Annotated in this window: 15 protein-coding genes and 1 tRNA gene; 8 read left to right on the forward strand and 8 right to left on the reverse strand. The window is 46.6% G+C overall.

Annotated elements, in window-relative coordinates; genetic code table 11:
* Window positions 1-235: 235 nt before the first annotated feature.
* Entirely contained in the window at window positions 236-964 is a 729-nt protein-coding gene (locus tag ACLHR0_RS04545) for a superoxide dismutase (protein WP_370913345.1), read from the reverse strand.
* Between the two features lie 447 nt (window positions 965-1,411).
* Here ACLHR0_RS04545 and ACLHR0_RS04550 point away from each other — a divergent pair, with 447 nt between their 5' ends.
* The 6 genes from ACLHR0_RS04550 to ACLHR0_RS04575 all read left to right on the forward strand — a co-directional run bounded on the left by ACLHR0_RS04550 (window position 1,412) and on the right by ACLHR0_RS04575 (window position 7,116).
* The gene (locus ACLHR0_RS04550) at window positions 1,412-2,509 is read left to right on the forward strand and encodes a ThiF family adenylyltransferase (protein WP_436485033.1); all 1,098 of its coding nucleotides are present in this window, start codon (window positions 1,412-1,414) and stop codon (window positions 2,507-2,509) included.
* A gap of 86 nt (window positions 2,510-2,595) precedes the next feature.
* Window positions 2,596-3,246, forward strand: a complete 651-nt coding sequence (locus ACLHR0_RS04555; protein WP_370913347.1) for a hypothetical protein — start codon at window positions 2,596-2,598, stop codon at window positions 3,244-3,246.
* A 71-nt stretch (window positions 3,247-3,317) separates the two neighbouring features.
* Window positions 3,318-5,468: a sensor histidine kinase gene (locus ACLHR0_RS04560; protein WP_436485035.1), complete on the forward strand. Its 2,151-nt coding sequence runs from the start codon at window positions 3,318-3,320 to the stop codon at window positions 5,466-5,468.
* Window positions 5,469-5,486: 18 nt separating this feature from the next.
* Window positions 5,487-6,584 carry a sensor histidine kinase gene (locus tag ACLHR0_RS04565; RefSeq protein ID WP_370913349.1) on the forward strand — a complete coding sequence of 366 codons (1,098 nt, stop codon included), beginning with the start codon at window positions 5,487-5,489 and terminating at the stop codon, window positions 6,582-6,584.
* Entirely contained in the window at window positions 6,568-6,987 is a 420-nt protein-coding gene (locus tag ACLHR0_RS04570; RefSeq protein ID WP_370913350.1) for a response regulator, read from the forward strand. Before ACLHR0_RS04565 ends, ACLHR0_RS04570 begins: the two co-directional genes overlap by 17 nt.
* A 56-nt stretch (window positions 6,988-7,043) precedes the next feature.
* Window positions 7,044-7,116 (forward strand) — tRNA-Ala (locus ACLHR0_RS04575).
* A 53-nt stretch (window positions 7,117-7,169) separates the two neighbouring features.
* On the opposite strand, the gene ACLHR0_RS04580 is transcribed toward ACLHR0_RS04575, so the two are convergent.
* The 5 genes from ACLHR0_RS04580 to ACLHR0_RS04600 all read right to left on the reverse strand — a co-directional run bounded on the left by ACLHR0_RS04580 (window position 7,170) and on the right by ACLHR0_RS04600 (window position 14,353).
* A complete protein-coding gene (locus ACLHR0_RS04580; protein WP_436485038.1) occupies window positions 7,170-8,453 on the reverse strand; it encodes a hybrid sensor histidine kinase/response regulator in 1,284 nt (427 codons plus the stop codon).
* A gap of 88 nt (window positions 8,454-8,541) precedes the next feature.
* Entirely contained in the window at window positions 8,542-9,114 is a 573-nt protein-coding gene (locus tag ACLHR0_RS04585) for a chemotaxis protein CheB (protein WP_429042080.1), read from the reverse strand.
* An 18-nt stretch (window positions 9,115-9,132) separates the two neighbouring features.
* A complete protein-coding gene (locus ACLHR0_RS04590) occupies window positions 9,133-9,960 on the reverse strand; it encodes a CheR family methyltransferase (RefSeq protein WP_429062661.1) in 828 nt (275 codons plus the stop codon).
* Window positions 9,957-10,337 carry a response regulator gene (locus tag ACLHR0_RS04595; RefSeq protein WP_429062660.1) on the reverse strand — a complete coding sequence of 127 codons (381 nt, stop codon included), beginning with the start codon at window positions 10,335-10,337 and terminating at the stop codon, window positions 9,957-9,959. Before ACLHR0_RS04595 ends, ACLHR0_RS04590 begins: the two co-directional genes overlap by 4 nt.
* Before the next feature lie 5 nt (window positions 10,338-10,342).
* Window positions 10,343-14,353: a response regulator gene (locus ACLHR0_RS04600; protein ID WP_436485041.1), complete on the reverse strand. Its 4,011-nt coding sequence runs from the start codon at window positions 14,351-14,353 to the stop codon at window positions 10,343-10,345.
* Between the two features lie 158 nt (window positions 14,354-14,511).
* Here ACLHR0_RS04600 and ACLHR0_RS04605 point away from each other — a divergent pair, with 158 nt between their 5' ends.
* Window positions 14,512-14,913 carry a response regulator gene (locus ACLHR0_RS04605; RefSeq protein WP_436485043.1) on the forward strand — a complete coding sequence of 134 codons (402 nt, stop codon included), beginning with the start codon at window positions 14,512-14,514 and terminating at the stop codon, window positions 14,911-14,913.
* Between the two features lie 146 nt (window positions 14,914-15,059).
* Here the strand turns inward: ACLHR0_RS04605 and ACLHR0_RS04610 are convergent, their stop codons facing one another.
* A complete protein-coding gene (locus ACLHR0_RS04610) occupies window positions 15,060-16,475 on the reverse strand; it encodes a S41 family peptidase (RefSeq protein ID WP_436485045.1) in 1,416 nt (471 codons plus the stop codon).
* Between the two features lie 130 nt (window positions 16,476-16,605).
* Between ACLHR0_RS04610 and ACLHR0_RS04615 the strand changes: the two genes are divergently transcribed.
* Window positions 16,606-18,894, forward strand: coding sequence for a hypothetical protein (locus tag ACLHR0_RS04615; protein ID WP_429042091.1), 2,289 nt, complete (start codon window positions 16,606-16,608; stop codon window positions 18,892-18,894).
* Window positions 18,895-18,961: 67 nt separating this feature from the next.
* Here the strand turns inward: ACLHR0_RS04615 and ACLHR0_RS04620 are convergent, their stop codons facing one another.
* Complete coding sequence (locus ACLHR0_RS04620) at window positions 18,962-19,378, reverse strand: VOC family protein (protein ID WP_436485047.1); 417 nt, start codon at window positions 19,376-19,378, stop codon at window positions 18,962-18,964.
* Window positions 19,379-19,401 lie beyond the last annotated feature (23 nt).

The following is a 19,401-nucleotide window of genomic DNA, read 5'->3' on the forward strand; positions in this document are numbered from 1 at the left end:
ACTAACGGATTGATAATCATTCTCAACTGCCATCACAATGGCTAATTTTTGCTCAAAACTGTATTTTCTGCGTTTATCCATAAAAATGCCCCCTAAAAGTGTCTAACTTTTAGGGGGCAGTACATATATCCGCTTCTATCTCCCTTAATCCTTTATAAAATCAAAAGTAAAAAATCAAAGTAATCAGTATAATCAGCGTAATCCTGAGCCAAGACAAAATCCGCACCGGAGGCGATTACACCGCTGCTTTATAACGTTTCTCCACCTCATCCCAGTTTACGGCATTCCAGAAAGCGTCGATGTATTCCGGGCGTTTGTTCTGATGTTTCAGGTAGTAGGCGTGTTCCCATACGTCGAGCGCCAGGATGGGGGTGCCCTTATCTTTCACAATATTATGCATCAGCGGATTGTCCTGGTTAGGTGTATTGATGACAGCCAGTTTCTTATCCGGGGTTACGATGAGCCATGCCCAGCCGGAGCCGAAAACAGTTTTTGCGGCATCATTGAATTTTGTCTGGAATGCTTCCCAGCTGCCGAAAGCGCTGGTGATGGCTGATTTCAGCTTATCAGAAGGCGTCTTTTTTGTGGGAGACAATAATGTCCAGAAGAGGGAGTGATTATAATGTCCGCCACCGTTATTGCGAATGGCTTTATCTTTGTCCGTCACTTTGTTCATGATTTCTTCGAGCGACAGTGTTGCAAACGCTGTACCGGCGAGGTTATCATTCAGGTTCTTCACATAGGCAGCGTGGTGCTTATCGTGGTGAATTTCCATAGTGAGCTTGTCGATATGAGGCTCAAGGGCGTCATATGCGTAAGGCAACGCAGGTAGAACAAAGGGGGCTTTAGGATCGGCAAAGGCCGGCTGGCCGGATACAGAAGAAGTAGCCAGGCTGCTCAATGGCCCACTCAGGATGGCGGCGCCGGCAAGACTGGTAAGCTTGAGAAATTCTCTCTTATCCATGTTTTATTATTTAAATATATTATTGAGTAATAAAGATCGAGTCAGGCCGGGAATGCCGCAAATATTAAACCAAATCTCGTTGGTGGAGAGAGATGAAAACTAATATTAAAACTAAGGTAAAAGTATAAAAACGATGATTTAATATCAAAATAAAGGGAAACTTTTACTTTGTTTTCATATTAAATTACTATTTTACCTTACATTCATATCATTTTTGTAATGAAAAGTTGCAATTAATTGTGTGATTGCCAGATATATTTATCCCGGGCCTGGCAGGCAAACAAAGGAACCTGTTCATTAACCCGCCAATGCGCCAACGTAATAACCGATCAGATATAATTAATATTTTAAGCGAATACTAAAGAGCAACAGGAATTGCTTTACACACGATAATTTAGCGTCATTCAGTGCAAGCAATCCTGGTCCAACCTCGATAAAGCAGGAAACATGATACAAGAGTACCTCAGGAAACAACAGGATAAGAGCAATGACTACAAGCCTGTTTTTTATGATTTGAAGCGCGCACAAGACCTTCAGTCCTTCGAGACCCTTCTGGAAACCCATCCGCACCTACGCATCAACGACCATATCGACTCTCAGTTAAAGGAGCTGATGAAAATCAGGAATCCTACCAAACGCTTGACTGCAGAGGAATACGAGGAAAAAGTACAGGCACATCTTGGTGGTGTTTCCCCCGAAAAATATGGCGTGTGGGTATACTATCCCTGGAATGACCAGCTGGTGCACCTGGTAAATGAAGCGGAGTTTATTGAGTTACGTACCAGCAGGAACCAGCATAAAATTACTGCGGAAGAAATTGCGGTATTGTCAAAAAAGAAGATCGGCATTGTCGGCTTATCCGTTGGGCAATCGATCGCATTAACGCTGGTCATGGAGCGTATCTGTGGCGAACTGCGGCTGGCGGACTTCGACCGGCTGGAGCTGACCAACATGAACAGGATCCGTTGTGGTGTGCACAATATACAGTTGCCGAAAGTGGTGATAGCCGCCCGTGAAATTGCGGAGCTGGATCCGTTTATTAAAGTGAGCATTTACCAGGATGGCATGACAGAAGCCAATATGGATGACTTCTTTACCGGCGGTGGTGTGCTGGATATTTTTGTGGAGGAATGTGATGGCGTTGATATTAAGATATTAAGCAGAATAAAGGCGAAAGCGCTGAAGATACCGGTTGTTATGGAAATGAACGACAGGGGCATGATAGATATTGAGCGGTTTGATCTTGAACCAGACCGGCCGCTTATGCACGGTTTGATACCGGAGGTGAATATTGATACCTTAAAGGGTTTAACGGATGCCGAGAAGCTGCCCATCTTCAGTCCCATGCTGGCGCTGGACAAAGCATCTGACAGGATGAAATTCTCCCTGGGTGAGATTGGTAAAACTATTACCACATGGCCCCAGCTGGCCTCTTCAGTTGTACTGGGAGGAGCCCTGGTTGCCGACACCTGCCGTCGTATCGCCCTGGATCAGTTAAAGAGTTCAGGCAGGTATTACATAGATTTTGAGCAGTTGATTGTTTAACATACTTATGCCTTGTATAAGCGCTATTCCGCAATGTCATGATTAATGTAAGGGTATTTAGGGCTCCGGATGATCCTGAGGCTTGCATGAGATTTTATACCGGTCACCTCAAGTTGCTGGAAATTTATTTTGGTATTGCCCAGGTAACATCCGGCAGCGCTGACTGGATGCAACATGAAAATACAATAGTGATCATAGTGGAGGACGATACTCGTACCAAAACATATGGTGGGGCACGTGTGCAGATTGCTGACGGCGTGTTACCACTGCCCATTGAAACGGCGATAGGCAAATACGATCCGAAAATATATTCATATGTAAAAAAAGGCAGTGCGGAGATCTGTGGAATGTGGAATTCCAAAGAAGTGGCCGGGATGGGAATCGGCAGCCAGGTATTGGCAAGAGTAGGTGTTGTATTGGGCGCACAGTTACCGATAGACACCTATCACGTGTTATGCGCACCCATCACCACCCGGGTAGGGAAACGTGTAGGTTTTGTTATAGATGAATCACTGGGGAATAACGGTACGTTCTTTTATCCGAAAGACGACTTCCTGGCCACCGCTATGGTGATCAACGATTGCTACGAGCTGCCACATGCCGATCCCAAGGAGAAATTACTGATTTCAGATCTGCGTGAAAATCCAATGCAATCTAAAATTGAAGTAGGCCCAAAGGGTTCCTACGAGGTAAACTACAGCCTCCGGATCCCTACACACGCCCACTTTACCCCTTAAAACAATTAATCGGGGCCGGTATTTCTGAAAAAAACATATAAATTCAAGCCTGATACTAATCTATTTTCGTGATGCTGTCCAAGATTGTTGGTTTATGGTCAATCTTTACCCTGTTAGTCCTGTTTCATGTAACGGCACAACCTGTTGTGTTTAAAAACAGCAAATCGCTGTTACAGATAGGTGGTTATCTTGAGCTATACACTGATAAGGCAGACACGCTCACTATTGCCTCGGCTCCCATGCAGGCATTCAAGGCTTCCGGGCAGGACGTACCAAACCTGCAGATCACGCCATATACCCAATGGGCAAGGTTTTCCATCAATAACCAGTCGAAAGCGGAGAAGCTGCTGCTGGAGGTGGAATATCCTATTATAGATGACATCACGCTATACGAACTGTTGCCGGATGGCACTATCAGGCAAACCCGGCTGGGGGAGTTTACTGCTTACAAAAACCGGGGATACGACCACCAGAATTATCATTTCCCTATACGGCTGCTACCGAATGAAACCCGCCAGTTCTATCTGAAAGTAAAGGCAGGAGAACAGCTACAGCTGCCGATTTACCTGGGCACCCCGGAAAGCATCTTTGAAAAGAACAACAAACGGGAGCTGATTTTTGGTATATACGTGGGCGTTATCCTGGCCATGGCTTTTTATAATCTCTTTATTTACATATCTACCCGTGACAACAGCTATCTCATCTACGTGAGTTATATTATATGCGTAGGGCTTACCCAGGTAACGCTGCAGGGTTATTCCTTCCGTTTCCTGTATCCCAACAGTCCATGGCTGGCTATGCACGCCACGGTGCTGGTGCCGGTGTTCAACGGGCTTACGGCGCTGGTGTTTATCCAGCAGTTCCTGTCTACCAAGGTAAACTACCCGCTGGGACATAAGCTGATGAATGCCGTGATTGTACTGTACATGCTTTGCTTTATACCTACCTTCCTGGATATGTATAATTATGCGCAGATACTTGTGCAGCTGGATGCTTTCCTCGCCGCGGTGATGGCCTTTGTTGTTGCCTACCGTATCAGTATGAAGGGAGTGAACGCGGCCCGTTTCTTCCTGTTGGCATGGTCAATATTCCTCATCAGTATTTTCGTTTTTGTACTGCGCAATTTCAATATCCTGCCGTATAACAACTTTACCTACTATGCGCTGCAGATTGGTTCCGGCGTGGAAGTACTGCTGCTGTCGTTTGCACTGGCCCATAAGATCAATGTGTTCAAGGCGGAAAAAGAAGCATCGCAGCAGATGGCCCTGGCTATTTCCCAGGAAAATGAAAGACTGGTAAGGGAACAAAACATCATACTGGAAAGTAAAGTAAAGGACAGAACTGAAGACCTGCAGGCTACCAACCTGGAACTGAACATGGCCTTAACTAACCTGAAAGATGCACAAACCCGGCTGGTGGAAAAAGAGAAAATGGCATCGCTTGGTCAGCTGACGGCCGGTATCGCGCATGAAATCAATAACCCGATCAACTTTGTTACATCCAATATCAAACCGTTGAAACTGGATATCGCTGATCTGAGGGAGCTGTTAAACCGCTATGATGAATTACCTGTGAGCACAGATATATCCAAATCGCTGGCGGATATTGCCCTGTTCAAGAAAGAAATTGATATTGACTACATCCACGAAGAAATTTCCTCGCTTATCAAGGGTATAGAAGACGGCGCTTCACGCACCGCCGAAATTGTGAAGGGGTTACGTACTTTCAGCCGGCTCGATGAAAGCGAGGTAAAATCCATTGACATCCACGAGGGACTGGACTCCACGCTGGTACTGCTTCGTAATGCCATACCGCCTTATGTGAACATCATAAAGGATTATGCAGGCTTGCCGAAGATTGAATGTTACGCCGGTAAAATAAACCAGGTGTTCATGAACATTTTCAGCAATGCGCTGAATGCTATCAAAAGCAAGAAGGAGCAACACAATGAATTCATCTCCATTACCACCAGGCAGGAGAACAGCTTCATTGTTATTACCATTAAAGATACCGGTATTGGCATGTCGGAAGCGGTGCGGGAAAAGATCTTTGATCCGTTTTTCACCACCAAAGATGTGGGGGAAGGTACCGGGCTGGGGTTATCTATCGTATTCAGTATCATTGAGAAGCATAAAGGGAAGATTGTTGTGAACTCGGCGCCGGGTGAAGGAGCGGAATTTATTATATATTTACCTCTTAGTATCGCAAATCATTTATCCTAATAACCATAAGGCCCTTCAATGAAAGAAAACCGCATAAGAATATTATACATAGATGATGAGATTCATAACCTGAACGCGTTTAAAGCAAGCTTTCGCAGAAGTTATGAAATCTACACCGCTACTTCTGCGCAGGAAGGCAAACTGCTGCTGAAGGAGATCATGGTGCATATTATCATCGCCGATCAGAAAATGCCAGTAGCTACGGGTGTGGAATTCTTCAATGAAATAAAGGATATCTTGCCTGACCCGATGCGCATTTTGCTGACCGGTTATACGGATGTGGAAGATATTATTGATGCCATTAACAAGGGCCACATCTACTCCTATATCAAGAAGCCCTGGGATGAGCATGAGCTGCACAAAACCATTAACAATGCCTACGAAATATACCGCACACGAAAGCAACTCCGGGAAAAGATAGAAGAGCTGGAAAAAACGAATGATGAACTCAACCGGTTTATTTATTCCACTTCCCATGATTTGCGTTCACCATTGATGTCTGTGCTGGGAATTATCAATCTGTCGAGGCTGGATAATTCTGTGGTAGATCCCAATGGTTATATAAACATGGTAGAAACCTGTGTGTTAAAGCTGGACGATTTCATCCAGAAGATCATTGAGTACTACCGTAATTCCCGCCTGGAGATAGAATATGAGAGAATTGACTTCAATACCCTGCTGAACGATTGCATCACTGCGTTTAAACCGCAGAATACCCAGATCCGCTTTCAAACCAATGTGGACCAGGCCGTTGATTTCAGGGGGGATACCTTCAGGATCAGTGTTATTTTGAACAATCTTATTTCAAATGCTGTTAAATACCAGAAGCCGGAGGAAACAAACCCGATGGTTAACCTGGCGGTTAAAGTAGAGCCACACAAAGCAACTATCTGTATACGTGATAATGGGATCGGCATTTTAAGCGAGCATCTGAACAATATTTTCAAGATGTTTTTCCGGTCCAAGAACAATAATAAACCGGGCAGTGGTATTGGCTTGTATATTGTAAAGGAAGCATTGAGTAAAATAGGCGGTACCATTAATGTGGAGTCCAAATATGGCGAGGGCACCCAATTTGAAATTACCATCCCCAACAGAAATGAATTCGATACCTGACCTGCGAGTCATATTGATTGATGACAATGAAATTGATTTGTTGCTGCATGAGAAGTTGATCGGATTTCAACAAATCAGCAGAACGGTGATTTCGTTTGCAAATGCCAATAAGGCACTGGAATTCCTGTCTTCCAATATTGCCTTGCCTAAAATTCCGCCCACTGTTATCCTGCTGGATATCCAGATGCCGGAAATGGATGGCTTTGAATTTCTCCAGGCATTTGATTCTTACCCCAGTAAGATTAAGTCCCAATGTCATATCGTAATGGTGTCTTCTTCCCTTGATTATGGGGATATTACCCGTACCAACGCGAATCCCATGGTAATTAAATTACTCCGGAAACCCTTGCTGTTAAAAGATCTCAAAGAAACCGTGGAAGGAATTTTCAAAGATTTTTTATAAAATGTTGGTGTTTACAGGAAAAAATATATTTTTGCATCCCGAAGAAAGCAATAAACGGGGGATTAGCTCATCTGGTAGAGCGCAAGCATGGCATGTTTGAGGTGAACGGTTCGAGCCCGTTATCCTCCACCCGTAAAGCCTGACACAATGTGTCGGGCTTTTTTTATGGCTGTAGCCGGCGATCAGGCCAGTACATCAGTTAAGCCAGCTGCCACAGGCCTGGTTTGTTTCAGGGGTAATACAATGATGAAGGTAGCGCCCTCTCCTTCCCTGCTCCTGGCGGTGATAACTCCGCCGTGTTTATCAATCACTTTTTTGGCAATAGCCAGCCCGATGCCGGTGCCCTCATAGAGTTCCGAAGTGTGGAGGCGCTGGAAGATGGTAAATATTTTAGAAAGATATTTTTCATTGAACCCGATTCCATTATCGCGGATAATAATGCGGCAGTAATGCCCGCCTTCAAAGCTGGCACTGTCGGGGTTTAGATCCGTTACAACATCTGCGGTAATATGTATCTGAGGAGGTATATCTTTCCGTGAAAACTTCAACGCGTTGCTGATGATGTTTTGAAACACCTGGCGTATTTGCCCCGGCACAGCTTCAATCTGAGGCATTTTCTCCACAGTAATAACCGCATCCCGTTCAACGATCATCAGCTCCAGGTCGACCAGGATCTCCTGGATGATTTTATTGAAATCGGTAACTTCGTTTATGCTTGACCCGGATAAACGGGAATAGTTCAACAGGTCGTTGATGAGCCTTGCCATTCGTTCTGAGGAGCCTACAATCCTTTCCATATAGGAAAGGGCGTTAGGGTCCGTGTGTAGAAACTTATCTCTTAAAATAGCGCCGAAAAGCTGAATTTTCCGCAGGGGTTCTTTCAGGTCATGGGAAGCGACGGATGCAAACTGTTGCAGATCGTGGTTGCTGGCTTCCAGCGATTTATTAATCTCTCTCAGTTCTTCTGTCCTTTCCCTTACTTTCTGTTCCAGCATATCATTTACCTGTTGTTGATGTGCTATCAGTGCTTCCTGTGCGAGTTTTCTTACCTCTACTTCTTCTTTGAGCGACTGATGCATTTGCTTCAGTTCCTGCGATTGCTGATAAAGGCGGGAGAATGTCTTTACTTTCATCAGGAGGATATCCGGGTCCACCGGCTTGGTGATATAGTCGATACCGCCGGAGTCATATCCTTTTACAATAAACCGTTTGTCTTTATTCACGGCAGACAGGAATATAATCGGAATGTCCTTCGCTTTACTGTGCCCCGACAGTGCTTCCGCCACTTCAAAGCCGTCCATGCTGGGCATTTGCACATCCAGGATGATGAGCGTGTAGCTGTGTTTGAGTATTTTCTTCAGGGCTTCTTCCCCGGATAGCGCGGTATCCACTTCGAACTGGTATAGTTCGAGGGTTTTCCTGATAGACAGTATATTTTCCGGCTTATCATCTACAATTAAGATCATACGACATACTCGTTATAACAGATGGGCAACGGGTGGAAAGCGGCCCAATGTTATTCTTTTAAACTTTTAAACAATGACAGCTCAATAATCATACCTCTGCCATTCGGTTTATGAAGGCAGCCATTTCCTGTGGCTGCAGTATAGCGTCAACGGGCGCCTGGAGGATGGCTTGCCTTGGCATGTAATCCACATCTGCTGTAGCCGGGTCCTGCACGGCGGTGGTGCCTCCTGCCTCGTGTACATCTTTCAGTCCTTCGGTGCCATCTGTGTTGGCGCCGGAAAGCAGTATGGCGGTCATTTTACTGCCATAGGCCAGCGCCGCGGAAGTAAAGGTAACGTCAATACTTGGTCGGCTGAAATTCACTTTCTCCGAATCATCCAGGGAAAAAGTATGATCCGATTCTATCAGTAAATGGTAATCTGCCGGCGCGATGTAGATGGTGGCCGGTAGCAGGGGTTCTTTTTCACCAGCTTCTCTGACCGGCAGGATGGATTTACCAGACAATAACTCCGTTAATACCGACTCATAATGGCTTTGGCGGTGCAATACAATTAAAATGGCTGCAGGAAGTGAAGCAACAAGTCCTGGTAACAATGTCAGGATAGGTTGCAATCCCCCGGCAGAACCGCCTATTACAATTAAATACGGTGCTGTAGTCATATGCCTCTTATTTTGTTATTACAGCTGCACCTTCCGCCAGATCTTCTCCCGGTTTTCCAGTTGTTTAAATTTACCGGTCACGCTGGTAAAGTTAAGTGTTTCCTTACTTCCCAGTGCCAGGAAGCCCAGCTGCTCCAAACTGTCACTGAATAACGTTAATACCCTGTCCTGTAGTTTTTTATTAAAGTAGATCAATACATTGCGGCAAATGATCAACTGGAATTCATTAAATGAGCCATCTGTTACCAGGTTATGCGGGGAAAAAATGATCTTTTCCCCGAGGTCTTCCCGGAACTTGGCATATTCATAATTGGCCGTATAATAGGAAGAGAAATCTTCCCGGCCACCGGCCTCCATATAGTTGCGGGAATACTGCTGCATTTGTGAAAGCCGGAACATTCCTTTGCGTCCCTTTTCCAATACGCCTGCATTGATATCGGTAGCATAGATCACTGCCTTGTGCAGCAGTTTCGCTTCTTTGAGCAGGATGGCAAAGGAATATACCTCCTCCCCGGTGGAGCAGCCGGCATGCCATACCCGGATAGACGGATAGGTGGCCAGCACCGGCAATACCTGGGTACGCAATGCCTGGTAGAAAGAAGGGTCCCTGAACATCTCCGTTACATTTACCGTTATTTCTTCCACAAAACGTAATGCGTATGCCGGATCGGAAATAATACGGTAGCGGTATTCGGCAAAACTGGGAAAGCGGTCTACCTGGTACAGATGGTTTACCCGCCGGTTAATAGAGGCGGGCGCATACTCTGTGAAATCATACCCATACCTTTCCAGTATGTCATTCAGTAACAGCAACACTTCCTGTTCACTTATCGGGTTCCTGCTCACGTTTGCTCAGATAAATATTGTTGTAGCTGCAACAGTAGCTCATCTACATCAATTGGTTTGGAAATATAATTATCGGCGCCTGCTTCCAGGCATTTTTCACGATCGCCTACCATCGCTTTTGCAGTAACGGCGATCAGCGGCAGGCGGCTGTTCCAGGGCATGGCGCGGATGGCGGAAATCGTTTCATAGCCATCCATATCCGGCATCATGATATCCATCAACACAGCGCCGATTGCATGCTCCGGCGATAATACCCGTAATGCTTCCGCACCGGTGCCAACAGCCACGCATGGGATATTCCTGGATCGCAATACTGCCTTTAACGCAAAGATATTGCGTGCATCATCATCTACAATTAATACCTGTTTCTGTTCCATAAAAGTTATTTCATGGCTTTATCGTATAACCATACCCGTAATAAGGATAGCAACTGATCTATATCCACTGGTTTGGAAATATAATCAGAGGCCCCCGCCTGCAGGCATTTTTCCCGGTCGCCCATCATCGCTTTGGCGGTAACGGCAATCACTGGCAAACCTTTGAGTCCCGGTTGTTTGCGGATAGCCGCAATGGCATCATAGCCGTCCATTTCCGGCATCATCATGTCCATCAGCACTACGTCTACCGGGTGCTCTTTCAGCTGCTGCAGCGCTTCGTTACCGTCGATAGCAGACAGTACTTTCATCTGGTGTTTTTCCAGTGCTTTTGTTAAAGAGAAAATATTGCGTACATCATCATCTGCTACCAACACGGTTTTATCTTTCAGCACTTCATTCAATACGCCCATCTTCCCACTTCCACCCTGTGCAGCTGGCGCGTTTTCAGATACCAGGTGCAGGAACAGGGATACTTCGTCCAGCATACGCTGATAGGAATGCGCCGTTTTTACCACGATGGAATCAGCATACTGCCGGATCCGTTGTTCTTCTGCCTTTGATAAACTTTTACCGGTAAAAATGATAATAGGAAGATTTTCCAGTCCCTTTATTTCTTTCACCATTTCCAGCGCCTGATAAGCCCGCTGGTCAGGAATTCCCATATCAAGGATTACGCAGTCCACATCTTGCTGTTGCAGCAGCGATACGCCATCTTCCACGGTATTGCTGATTTCAGAACTTACGTGGTAGTTACTGAGGAAATAGGCCAGCGCTTTGGCGTGCTTCGCATTTTCTTCCAGGATCAGTACTTTTTTGGTAGATCGTTGCAATACAAACTCCATCTTTTCAAAGATCAGTTGCATGCTTTGCACGTCTACCGGCTTGCTGATAAAGTCGACCGCACCTTTCAGGAGGCTTTCTTTTTTTGCTTCCATGGAAGACATGATATGTACCGGTATCGGCCTGGTGGCCGGATCACTTTTCAGTTCTTCCATTACCTGCCAGCCGTCTTTTATGGGCAGCTGGATATCCAGCAGGATACCCAGCGGTTTGTAGATGCGTGCCAGTTCTGCGGCTTCATCACCGCGTACAGATACAATTCCTTTATATCCTCTTGCATGGGTAAAGTCTAGCAACGCCTTCGCAAAATGCGTATCGTCTTCCACGATGAGTATTACGGAATCGCCGTTTTCAATGAGGCCACGGTCGTCGTAAACGTCTTCCGGAACGGTGGGCGACAGGTATCTCTGTTTCGGACCGGCGGCTGTTTCTTCCACTACCGGTGACGGCAGTACGAAAGGTTGGCTTACGGGTGCTCCCGTTTTACGAACCACCGGGATCGTAATGACGAATTCACTTCCCTCATTGTTGGTACTGCTCACCGAAATATGTCCGCCGAGCAGCTTGGCCAGTTCCCGGCTGATAGACAGCCCCAGGCCGGTGCCGCCGTATTTCCTCCGGGTAGATCCATCAGCCTGCTGGAAAGCTTCAAAAATCACCTGTTGCTTTTCCGCCGGTATACCGATGCCGGTATCTTTTACTGCAAAGCGGATGGTTTCGGGTGTTTCTCCTTCCAGTATTTCCATGCGGACAAATCCCCTCGCGGTAAATTTCAGGGCATTGGACAACAGGTTTTTGAGGATCTGTTCCAGTCTCAACTGATCTGTTTCAATACTGGCCGGCACCGCAGCGTCTTTATGTATCAACAGCTGCAATCCTTTTTCTTTAGCCATTGGTTCAAACAACGCCTGCATATTGGAACTGATATCGGCAATGGATACCTGGCTGAATTCCAGTTCCATTTTGCCGGATTCTATTTTCGAGAGGTCGAGTATTTCGTCTATCAGCGTGAGCAGCCCTTTTCCGGAGCTATTGATCACCTGTGCATATTCGATCTGGTCGCCGTTAAGATTGGTGTCGTGATTTTCAGAGAGGAGCCTTGATAACAATAAGATAGAATTCAGCGGTGTGCGCAGTTCATGCGACATATTAGCCAGGAACTCTGATTTGTAGCGGGTGCTGAGTGCCAGCTCTTCTGCTTTCTTATGGATATCCAGGTTCCGTTCCACGATGATCTGGTTTTTTTCTTCGAGGAGGCGGCTTCTTTCTTCCAGTTCAGCGTTCGACTGCATCAGTTCTTCCTGTTGTACTTTCAGTTCTTCTTCAGACACCTGGAGCTTTTGTGTTTGGGCTTCCAGTTCTACGTTCAGGCTTTCGAGTTCGGTGTGTTGTGTTTGCAATTCTTCTGCCTGCGCCTGCGTTTCCTCCAGCAGTTCCTGCAGGCGGGTGCGGCTCCGGGTACTTTGCAGGGCAATGGCGATTTTCACAGCAGCCTGCTGGGCAAAGTCGATCACATTTTCTTTAAAAGGGAACAGGGAACCTAGTTCTACTACGCCCTCCGTAACACCTGCATGGATCAGCGGGATAATGAGCACGTGACCAGGTTGTGCGGAGGCTGCAGCGCCGGCGATATGCAGGAAATCATCCGGCGCTTCGCGGAGATATAATGGTTCCTTTTGTAACACGCTTTGCCCGAGTAAGGTTTTCCCTACTTCAACCACCCGGGGGGCCGGATGGGCCGGCGACAGCGCATATTCAGCGGATAAACGAAGTTCACCGGAGTACCGGATATACAGCACCCCTGTTTGTGCGCCGATGTATTGTATCACATCCGTTAAGGCATCTTTACTCAGTGCCTCCATGTCCTTTTCACCGAGCAACGTTTCGCTGAGGCGGTTAATACCTGTTTGTATCCATATTTTCTGGTCGGCATGATAGCGGAATGTTTTCAGGTCTGCGGCCATTTGTACTATTGCATGGCCGAGTATATCATTTTCGCTGCGGGGTTTTACATCAATATTAAAGTTGCCCTTACCGATACTGTCGGCCGCAGTAGCCAGTTCCTGGTTAGTTTGGTCAATAACAGTAAAAGAACGCCCCAGGCTTCCGATAGCATCTTTTGTGTGTACTTCGGGCGCCGATCCCGGTACGCCTTTCGCGATATTTACAGCCGCTGCCCGCAGCAGTTCCAGGCTGTCGGTGATGCCTTTAATAGTAAAGGAAATAAATACCACCACCAACACGATGATACCTACCAATACAAGCAGGTAGCGGGTTTTCAGATCATTTTCTTTTTTAGAGATAATTTTTGCATCCCTGCCTACTTTATCCATTACGGCGCGCTGCAACAGCTTCAGCTGATCTACGGCCAGGGTAGAATTGTCCCACCAGGAGTCTGCATTAAACAGGGTATCAATTTTACGGGAGGCGATGGTGCTTTTAATAAAATCGTTTGTGATAACCATTTCATTGGAGGATTCCGTTTTAAGATAATCCTTTGACACGGCGGGAGAAGCTTTGTCTACCAGCTCTGCACGCAGGGCTGCAAACATGTCGGCGTTATTTTCTATGCGGGCAAAATCTTCCGGCCACACTTCTTTTTTCAGCATGAAATAGTAAATATCCATACGGATCATTCCCTGGTAAGCTGCCATCTGTGCCAGCAGGTATTGCGCGTTCATATCCTGCTGAACGGCTTTTAATACCGGGATATCCGGGGTGTTGGTATTGGCCAGGTCGTTCAGGCGGAAAATAAGGTTGGAATAATAGTCCAGTACCTCCCGTTGCGGCATGCTTTTACTATCAATATCTTTTCTCTTTTTGGGGAGTGTATTTAGCAGTGAGTATTGGAAGAAACGGCTGTCGCTGGCCAGCAACCTGCCTTTCACCGCATCGATGGCCAGATCAGTTTTGGCGCGTTGGGTGAGCAGGTCATTCAGGCTTCCGGTTTGCAGTACATAGTTTACGCTGTTCCTGCGTTCCATATGAATTTCATCGGCCACTTTCATGATAGTGGTGGCAGTCGTAATTTTCTGCACCAGGTTATCAATAGTATCTATATCTTCAGTCTGTTTATTGAATACGGCTATACCAAAATATACGAGACACACCAGCGGTATTACAGCAACTAACATCAGCTTCCTGGGAAGAGGGAGCTGCATAAAGTATTTCTTCATTTGCCTGAGCTTGTTTAATTTTTACAGGGGCACTATTCTGCAAACTGTGCTTTCAACGGGTTTTAACACATTTCGTTCCAAACAGTACCACTAAAACGAATAATATGATAATAAAATAACAACAAAATCTTAGATTTGTCTCTATTCCAAAACGATATATGCCCGATAGTTGTAAATATACCTCAGTACTTTTAATTGACGATGATATAGATGACAGAATGATATTTGGTGAAGTATTAAAGGAGCTGGCACCGGATATTATTTACCATGAAGCTATTAACGGAGAAGACGCACTACTTAAGCTGAATAATAACCTGGCGCCGGATCTTATCTTCCTGGACCTAAATATGCCCAGGGTAGACGGGAAACAGTTTCTTGCAGAAATACGGCAGCAGGAGCATTTAAAACATATCCCTGTAGTTATCTATTCCACGTCTTCACATGAATCGGATAAAAAAGAAACCCGCGAACTGGGGGCCTCTTATTTTCTGACGAAACCTAACAGTCTTCATGAGCTGACACATATACTGGGTCATCTTCTACAACAAAAGTTATTTTAATGAAAAAGCCTCACAAAGAATTGTGAGGCAGCTTTTCTACCATTGTTACTATTTTTAAACCCTTATATGCTCACGCATATGCTTATACCTCAAAGGTGGGTTTTAAATTATGTTCAAGTGTTAACCGGATCTTAACGACTCCTGCATTAAAATTGTTTCACTACTTCTTCGAGCCATCCTGCCGAATGGAAATTTACTTTCACCGCTGGCTGAATGCCTTTATTGTCAATACCCTGCCCTGCAGCAATCCTGCGGGAGCGGGTAACGGGATAGTCTATTGAAAAATCAGGCGCTGAAAACCTTACCCTGGCTATATTAGAGTAATCCAGCGCCCCTGCCGTGGGAGCTCCCATGAGCTTCACTTTCTGACTTTGTACCGCTTCCAGTAAAAACTGTTCTGCGGTATTGCTGCACCGGCCATTAATGAGCACCGCTACTTTTGCCGGGGCTGGCAAAGGAGCCGGCAGGATCATGTTTTCATCCGGCCCCATACTTACCAGCCGGCCTTGCAAACCACTACCCTGTTCAATTACAGTGCGGATCTGCTCTACATATTCGCCGGGTAGTTTTCCGGTTTGTTCGTCCAGGGTATGGCGCCATGCAGCAATGTTATCCGGTGTAGCATAAAAGTCGGCCCCGGTAATCCTTACAGGTTGGGTATACAGCAAGGGCCGCAGGCGTTCAATCAGTTTATCAGCGCCCGCACCGTTGTTGCGTACATCAATGACCAGGTTGGGGTTTCTCCGCAGATACTCGTCGCTGGCATTCAGCACAGAATCGGCGGCCGGATAGGACGCCGCGTCAAAGCTGCTTATACGCAGATAGCCGGTGCTGTCGTTTATTTGCCGGAAAAAGAAAGGCGCCGTCATATCGGCGAAGGCGGGTATTTCCGCCGGTGTATTGTCACTCTTCTTCACGCCCGTGAATTGCTGCGGCGATGCCGCAGCGGGTTTCTGCCAACCCAATGCAGACAGGCCATCGCGTTGTTTTCCGATGGTGAGGGTATCAAAGTTCACTTCCTGCGCGGCGTAGCTGATCATATCAAATTTATCCGGCCCGGTAGCGGCCAGTTCAAACAATACGTCTCCGGGTTTCCAATCCGGCGAGGCTGATTCCATGATTACGCCGGCGTAAGTGCGCAATCCCCGCAGGTTCTTTACCAGGGCCACTTTATAGAGGGAGTCGGCCTGGTAAATACCAGCCACACCGCTTACGGGCTGTTTCTGCAGCAAATCCAGCTGCTGTGGGGTGAGGGTGATTTTTTCTCTGAGGGGCGTGTAGCCAATGTGCAGGGCGAGATGCTGGTCTTTGAAGAAGCGCAGGTAGCGGTTTACCAGCAGGAGACAATGCGTGGCGCCCTTGATGGTAGCCGCCTGTAACCGTAGTTTTGCCAGCATGGCAGTATAAGCCTGCTCCGTAACCGGGGTTACTTTGTCGATAAACCCTGCATAATTCTTCCTCAGATAGACCTGTACGCTGTCAAATTTCTTCCTGCAATCGCACTCCTGCGCGTTTACAACTGTATTACACAGGAGTAATAACAATACTGCTATTGCTTTCATGGCAAAGGATTTGAATGTTTCTGGCTGATAATAAATGGTCTTTAAATATATATATTCGGGAGGACACTACCAGAAAATATTTATCATCCTCCACCAATATTAATAAATTACATGTCCTAATAAAGCGCATATGCATTTTGACGAACTGGAAAGGCTGTATAATGAACAGGCATATACTGAAGCAATTACCAAACTGGAAATATACCTGCAGGATAACCCCGGCGAGGCCCGGGGCTGGCAACTACTGGGCTTATCCCAGCTGGAAAACGCCAAGGCCACTGATAACCGCGACCTGGCCACCGCTATGTACAACGAGGCTTACGAGGCATTCAGCCAGGTGCTGACCATTGACCCCGCACATGTGCAGGCCCGTGTACACCGCGCCTATATGGGCGCCAATGTGATGGCAGACAAAGGAGATGAAACGATCGGCGATTGTGATATCCTCATTGCCGGCGGCGATGAAGAACTGACTACCAAAGCATTACTGTACCGTTTCCAGGTATGGGTGCTGAAAAATGAAACCGAAAAGGCCCTGGCAGATATGCACCGCAACCTCCAGGTATATGAATCACTGTACGCCGACGATCTGCCACAGCTGAATGTGGCGCGGTTCCAGTGTTTTACCCGTATCGGCGATGTATATTATCACACGGAAAACAGGCCCGCCGCCCTGGAATATTACAAACAGGCCTTTGAATGTACGGTGTTTAACAACCGCCTGCTCTCTACCACCTGGTTCGCACTGGATATGGCGGATTATGATTTTGCAGCCAGCATGCTGCAGATCATGATCACGGCAGGAGAAAATACACAGGAAGACATGCTGCGTTTGCTCCGGCATATCCAGCAACTGCTTGCGGATGGCGTGCGGAATGCCGCGCTGGCAAGGGAGTTCTGCAAAGGCACTACCGAATTCTGGCAGCAGTTTTTTGGAGATGATGATGACGAAGGTACCCTGGAACAGATTTCCACCGGCAAACACTTTATTGCTGAGTACCCCGACGAAGCCTACTTCTATCATTATACCGCTACGGCGTTCTTCAACATTGGCAGTTACCAGGAGGCATTGCCCTGGTATGAAAAGTCGATGGCCATAAAACCTTATCCGTTCAGCATGGTGAGGTGGTATTTTACGAGCTATAAAGTGAACGGGCAATTCCCCGAAAGCTGGCCGGATGTGGAGCATCACATTCCGTACGACTGGTACGCAGCGGGTGTTATCTTCAGTGAAATTATTCAACTGGAAAAAGACAACGGCGTAAAACAGGCGTCCACCGCGCTGAAGCGCTTCCTGTATAAAAAAGCATTTGATATCTATCATGCCTACTGGTATGAAAATTCAGGTAACTCTTATGCAGGCCATCCTCATCATTTTGCCATGTGCTGTAACAACTATGGCATTGCCTTGTATGAAGGCGGCATTTTTGTGGAAGCAGCGCATGTACACACCATCGGTTACAATATGTCGCCCTTCTGGGAACAGCTGGAATCCAGGGCTGATGCGTATCACAGCATGGGTAAGCTGGCCGAGGCCATCGCCGACCGCCATACCATCCTGGAAAATTTCACAGAAGTATTGCCGCTGATGTACTATGTGTCTATCCATGAACGAATGATCGACGACCTGTGTACGTTAGAGAAACATGCCGAAGCATTGGATCTCTATGAAAAAATACTGGCGGAATACAATACCTGGATTGCAAAGGATATGCAGGAACTGGATGACTACGACCGGGAAACCATTACGTATAACATTGACCGTATTAAAACCGGCCGCGCATTTATCCGTACCAACAGCGCCGATGATTTATCTGAACGCATACTGGCGCTGGAAACGCACCTGGTGGAAAAACCGGATGACAGTGACGCCTATTTCAACCTGATGTACCTGTATTTTGATAATGCCCAGTACGAACATTGTATTGGCGCTATCAACAACCGCATTTCCATTGGCGGCATCACCAAACTGCCGGTGATTTCGCAAATGAAGATCTATTACTTCCGTGGAAAGGCTGCGTTAAAGCTTGGCCGCTACAAAGCCGCGATTACTGATCTGCTGCATACGCTGCAGATTATGTCTAACGGCGACGCTGCAGACAATGCCCCCAACTACCGGTTTGGGGTATACGCTTTTCTTGCAGAGGCATATTTGGGAGAGAAAGAATATGACGAGTGCCTGGCATATGCCACGCAGTGTTTGAATATTTATGCCGGCAACAACTGGGCATGGGATACAGAGGCGTCTGCCGTAAGATATACAATGGCGCTGGCTTATGAAGCAAAAGATGACCCCGGTACCTGCAAAAAAATCATTGACCTGATTGTGGCGAATGATCCGGAATTCAGGCCTGCGGCAGAGAAAAAAAATGAACTGAGAGGAGGAGGATTATTTTCTTTTTTCAGGAAGAAGAAATAATAATTCAGCTGTTTACTTTCTGCACAAACTGCAGCAGGTAAACAGCTGAAAAAAGATCTTGGTCCTTTTACATGGGCTTGTTAAAGCTCACCATCCAGGGGAAACCATATTTATCGGTTAACATGCCAAAGCGGTGCGCCCAGAAGGTTTCTGCCAGGGGCATCGTAACTTTCCCCCCGGCGGATAACGCATTGAATAATTTTTCTGATTCTTCGTTTGATTCAGTGCCCAGCGCCAGTGTAACGTTGTCACCATTTTTGGGCGCCTGGCCTCCCATGCCATCAGAGGCCATGAGCTCGAAAGAAGATGTTTTCAAAAACGCATGCATCACCAGGTCTTTGGACGCAGTGGGTACGTTTTCGCTTTCAGGCGCCTCGCCCATTGTCATGATAAACAATTCTCCTCCGAAGATGTCTTTGTAAAAGTTCATGGCTTCGCGGCAATTGGTTCCAAAAGTGAGATAAGGTGTTAATGTGGTGGACATAACAATCTTTTTAGGGTAAGAAA

The sequence above is a fragment of the Chitinophaga sp. ARDCPP14 genome (genome assembly GCF_051362515.1).
In the GTDB taxonomy this organism is placed as follows: Bacteria; Bacteroidota; Bacteroidia; order Chitinophagales; family Chitinophagaceae; genus Chitinophaga.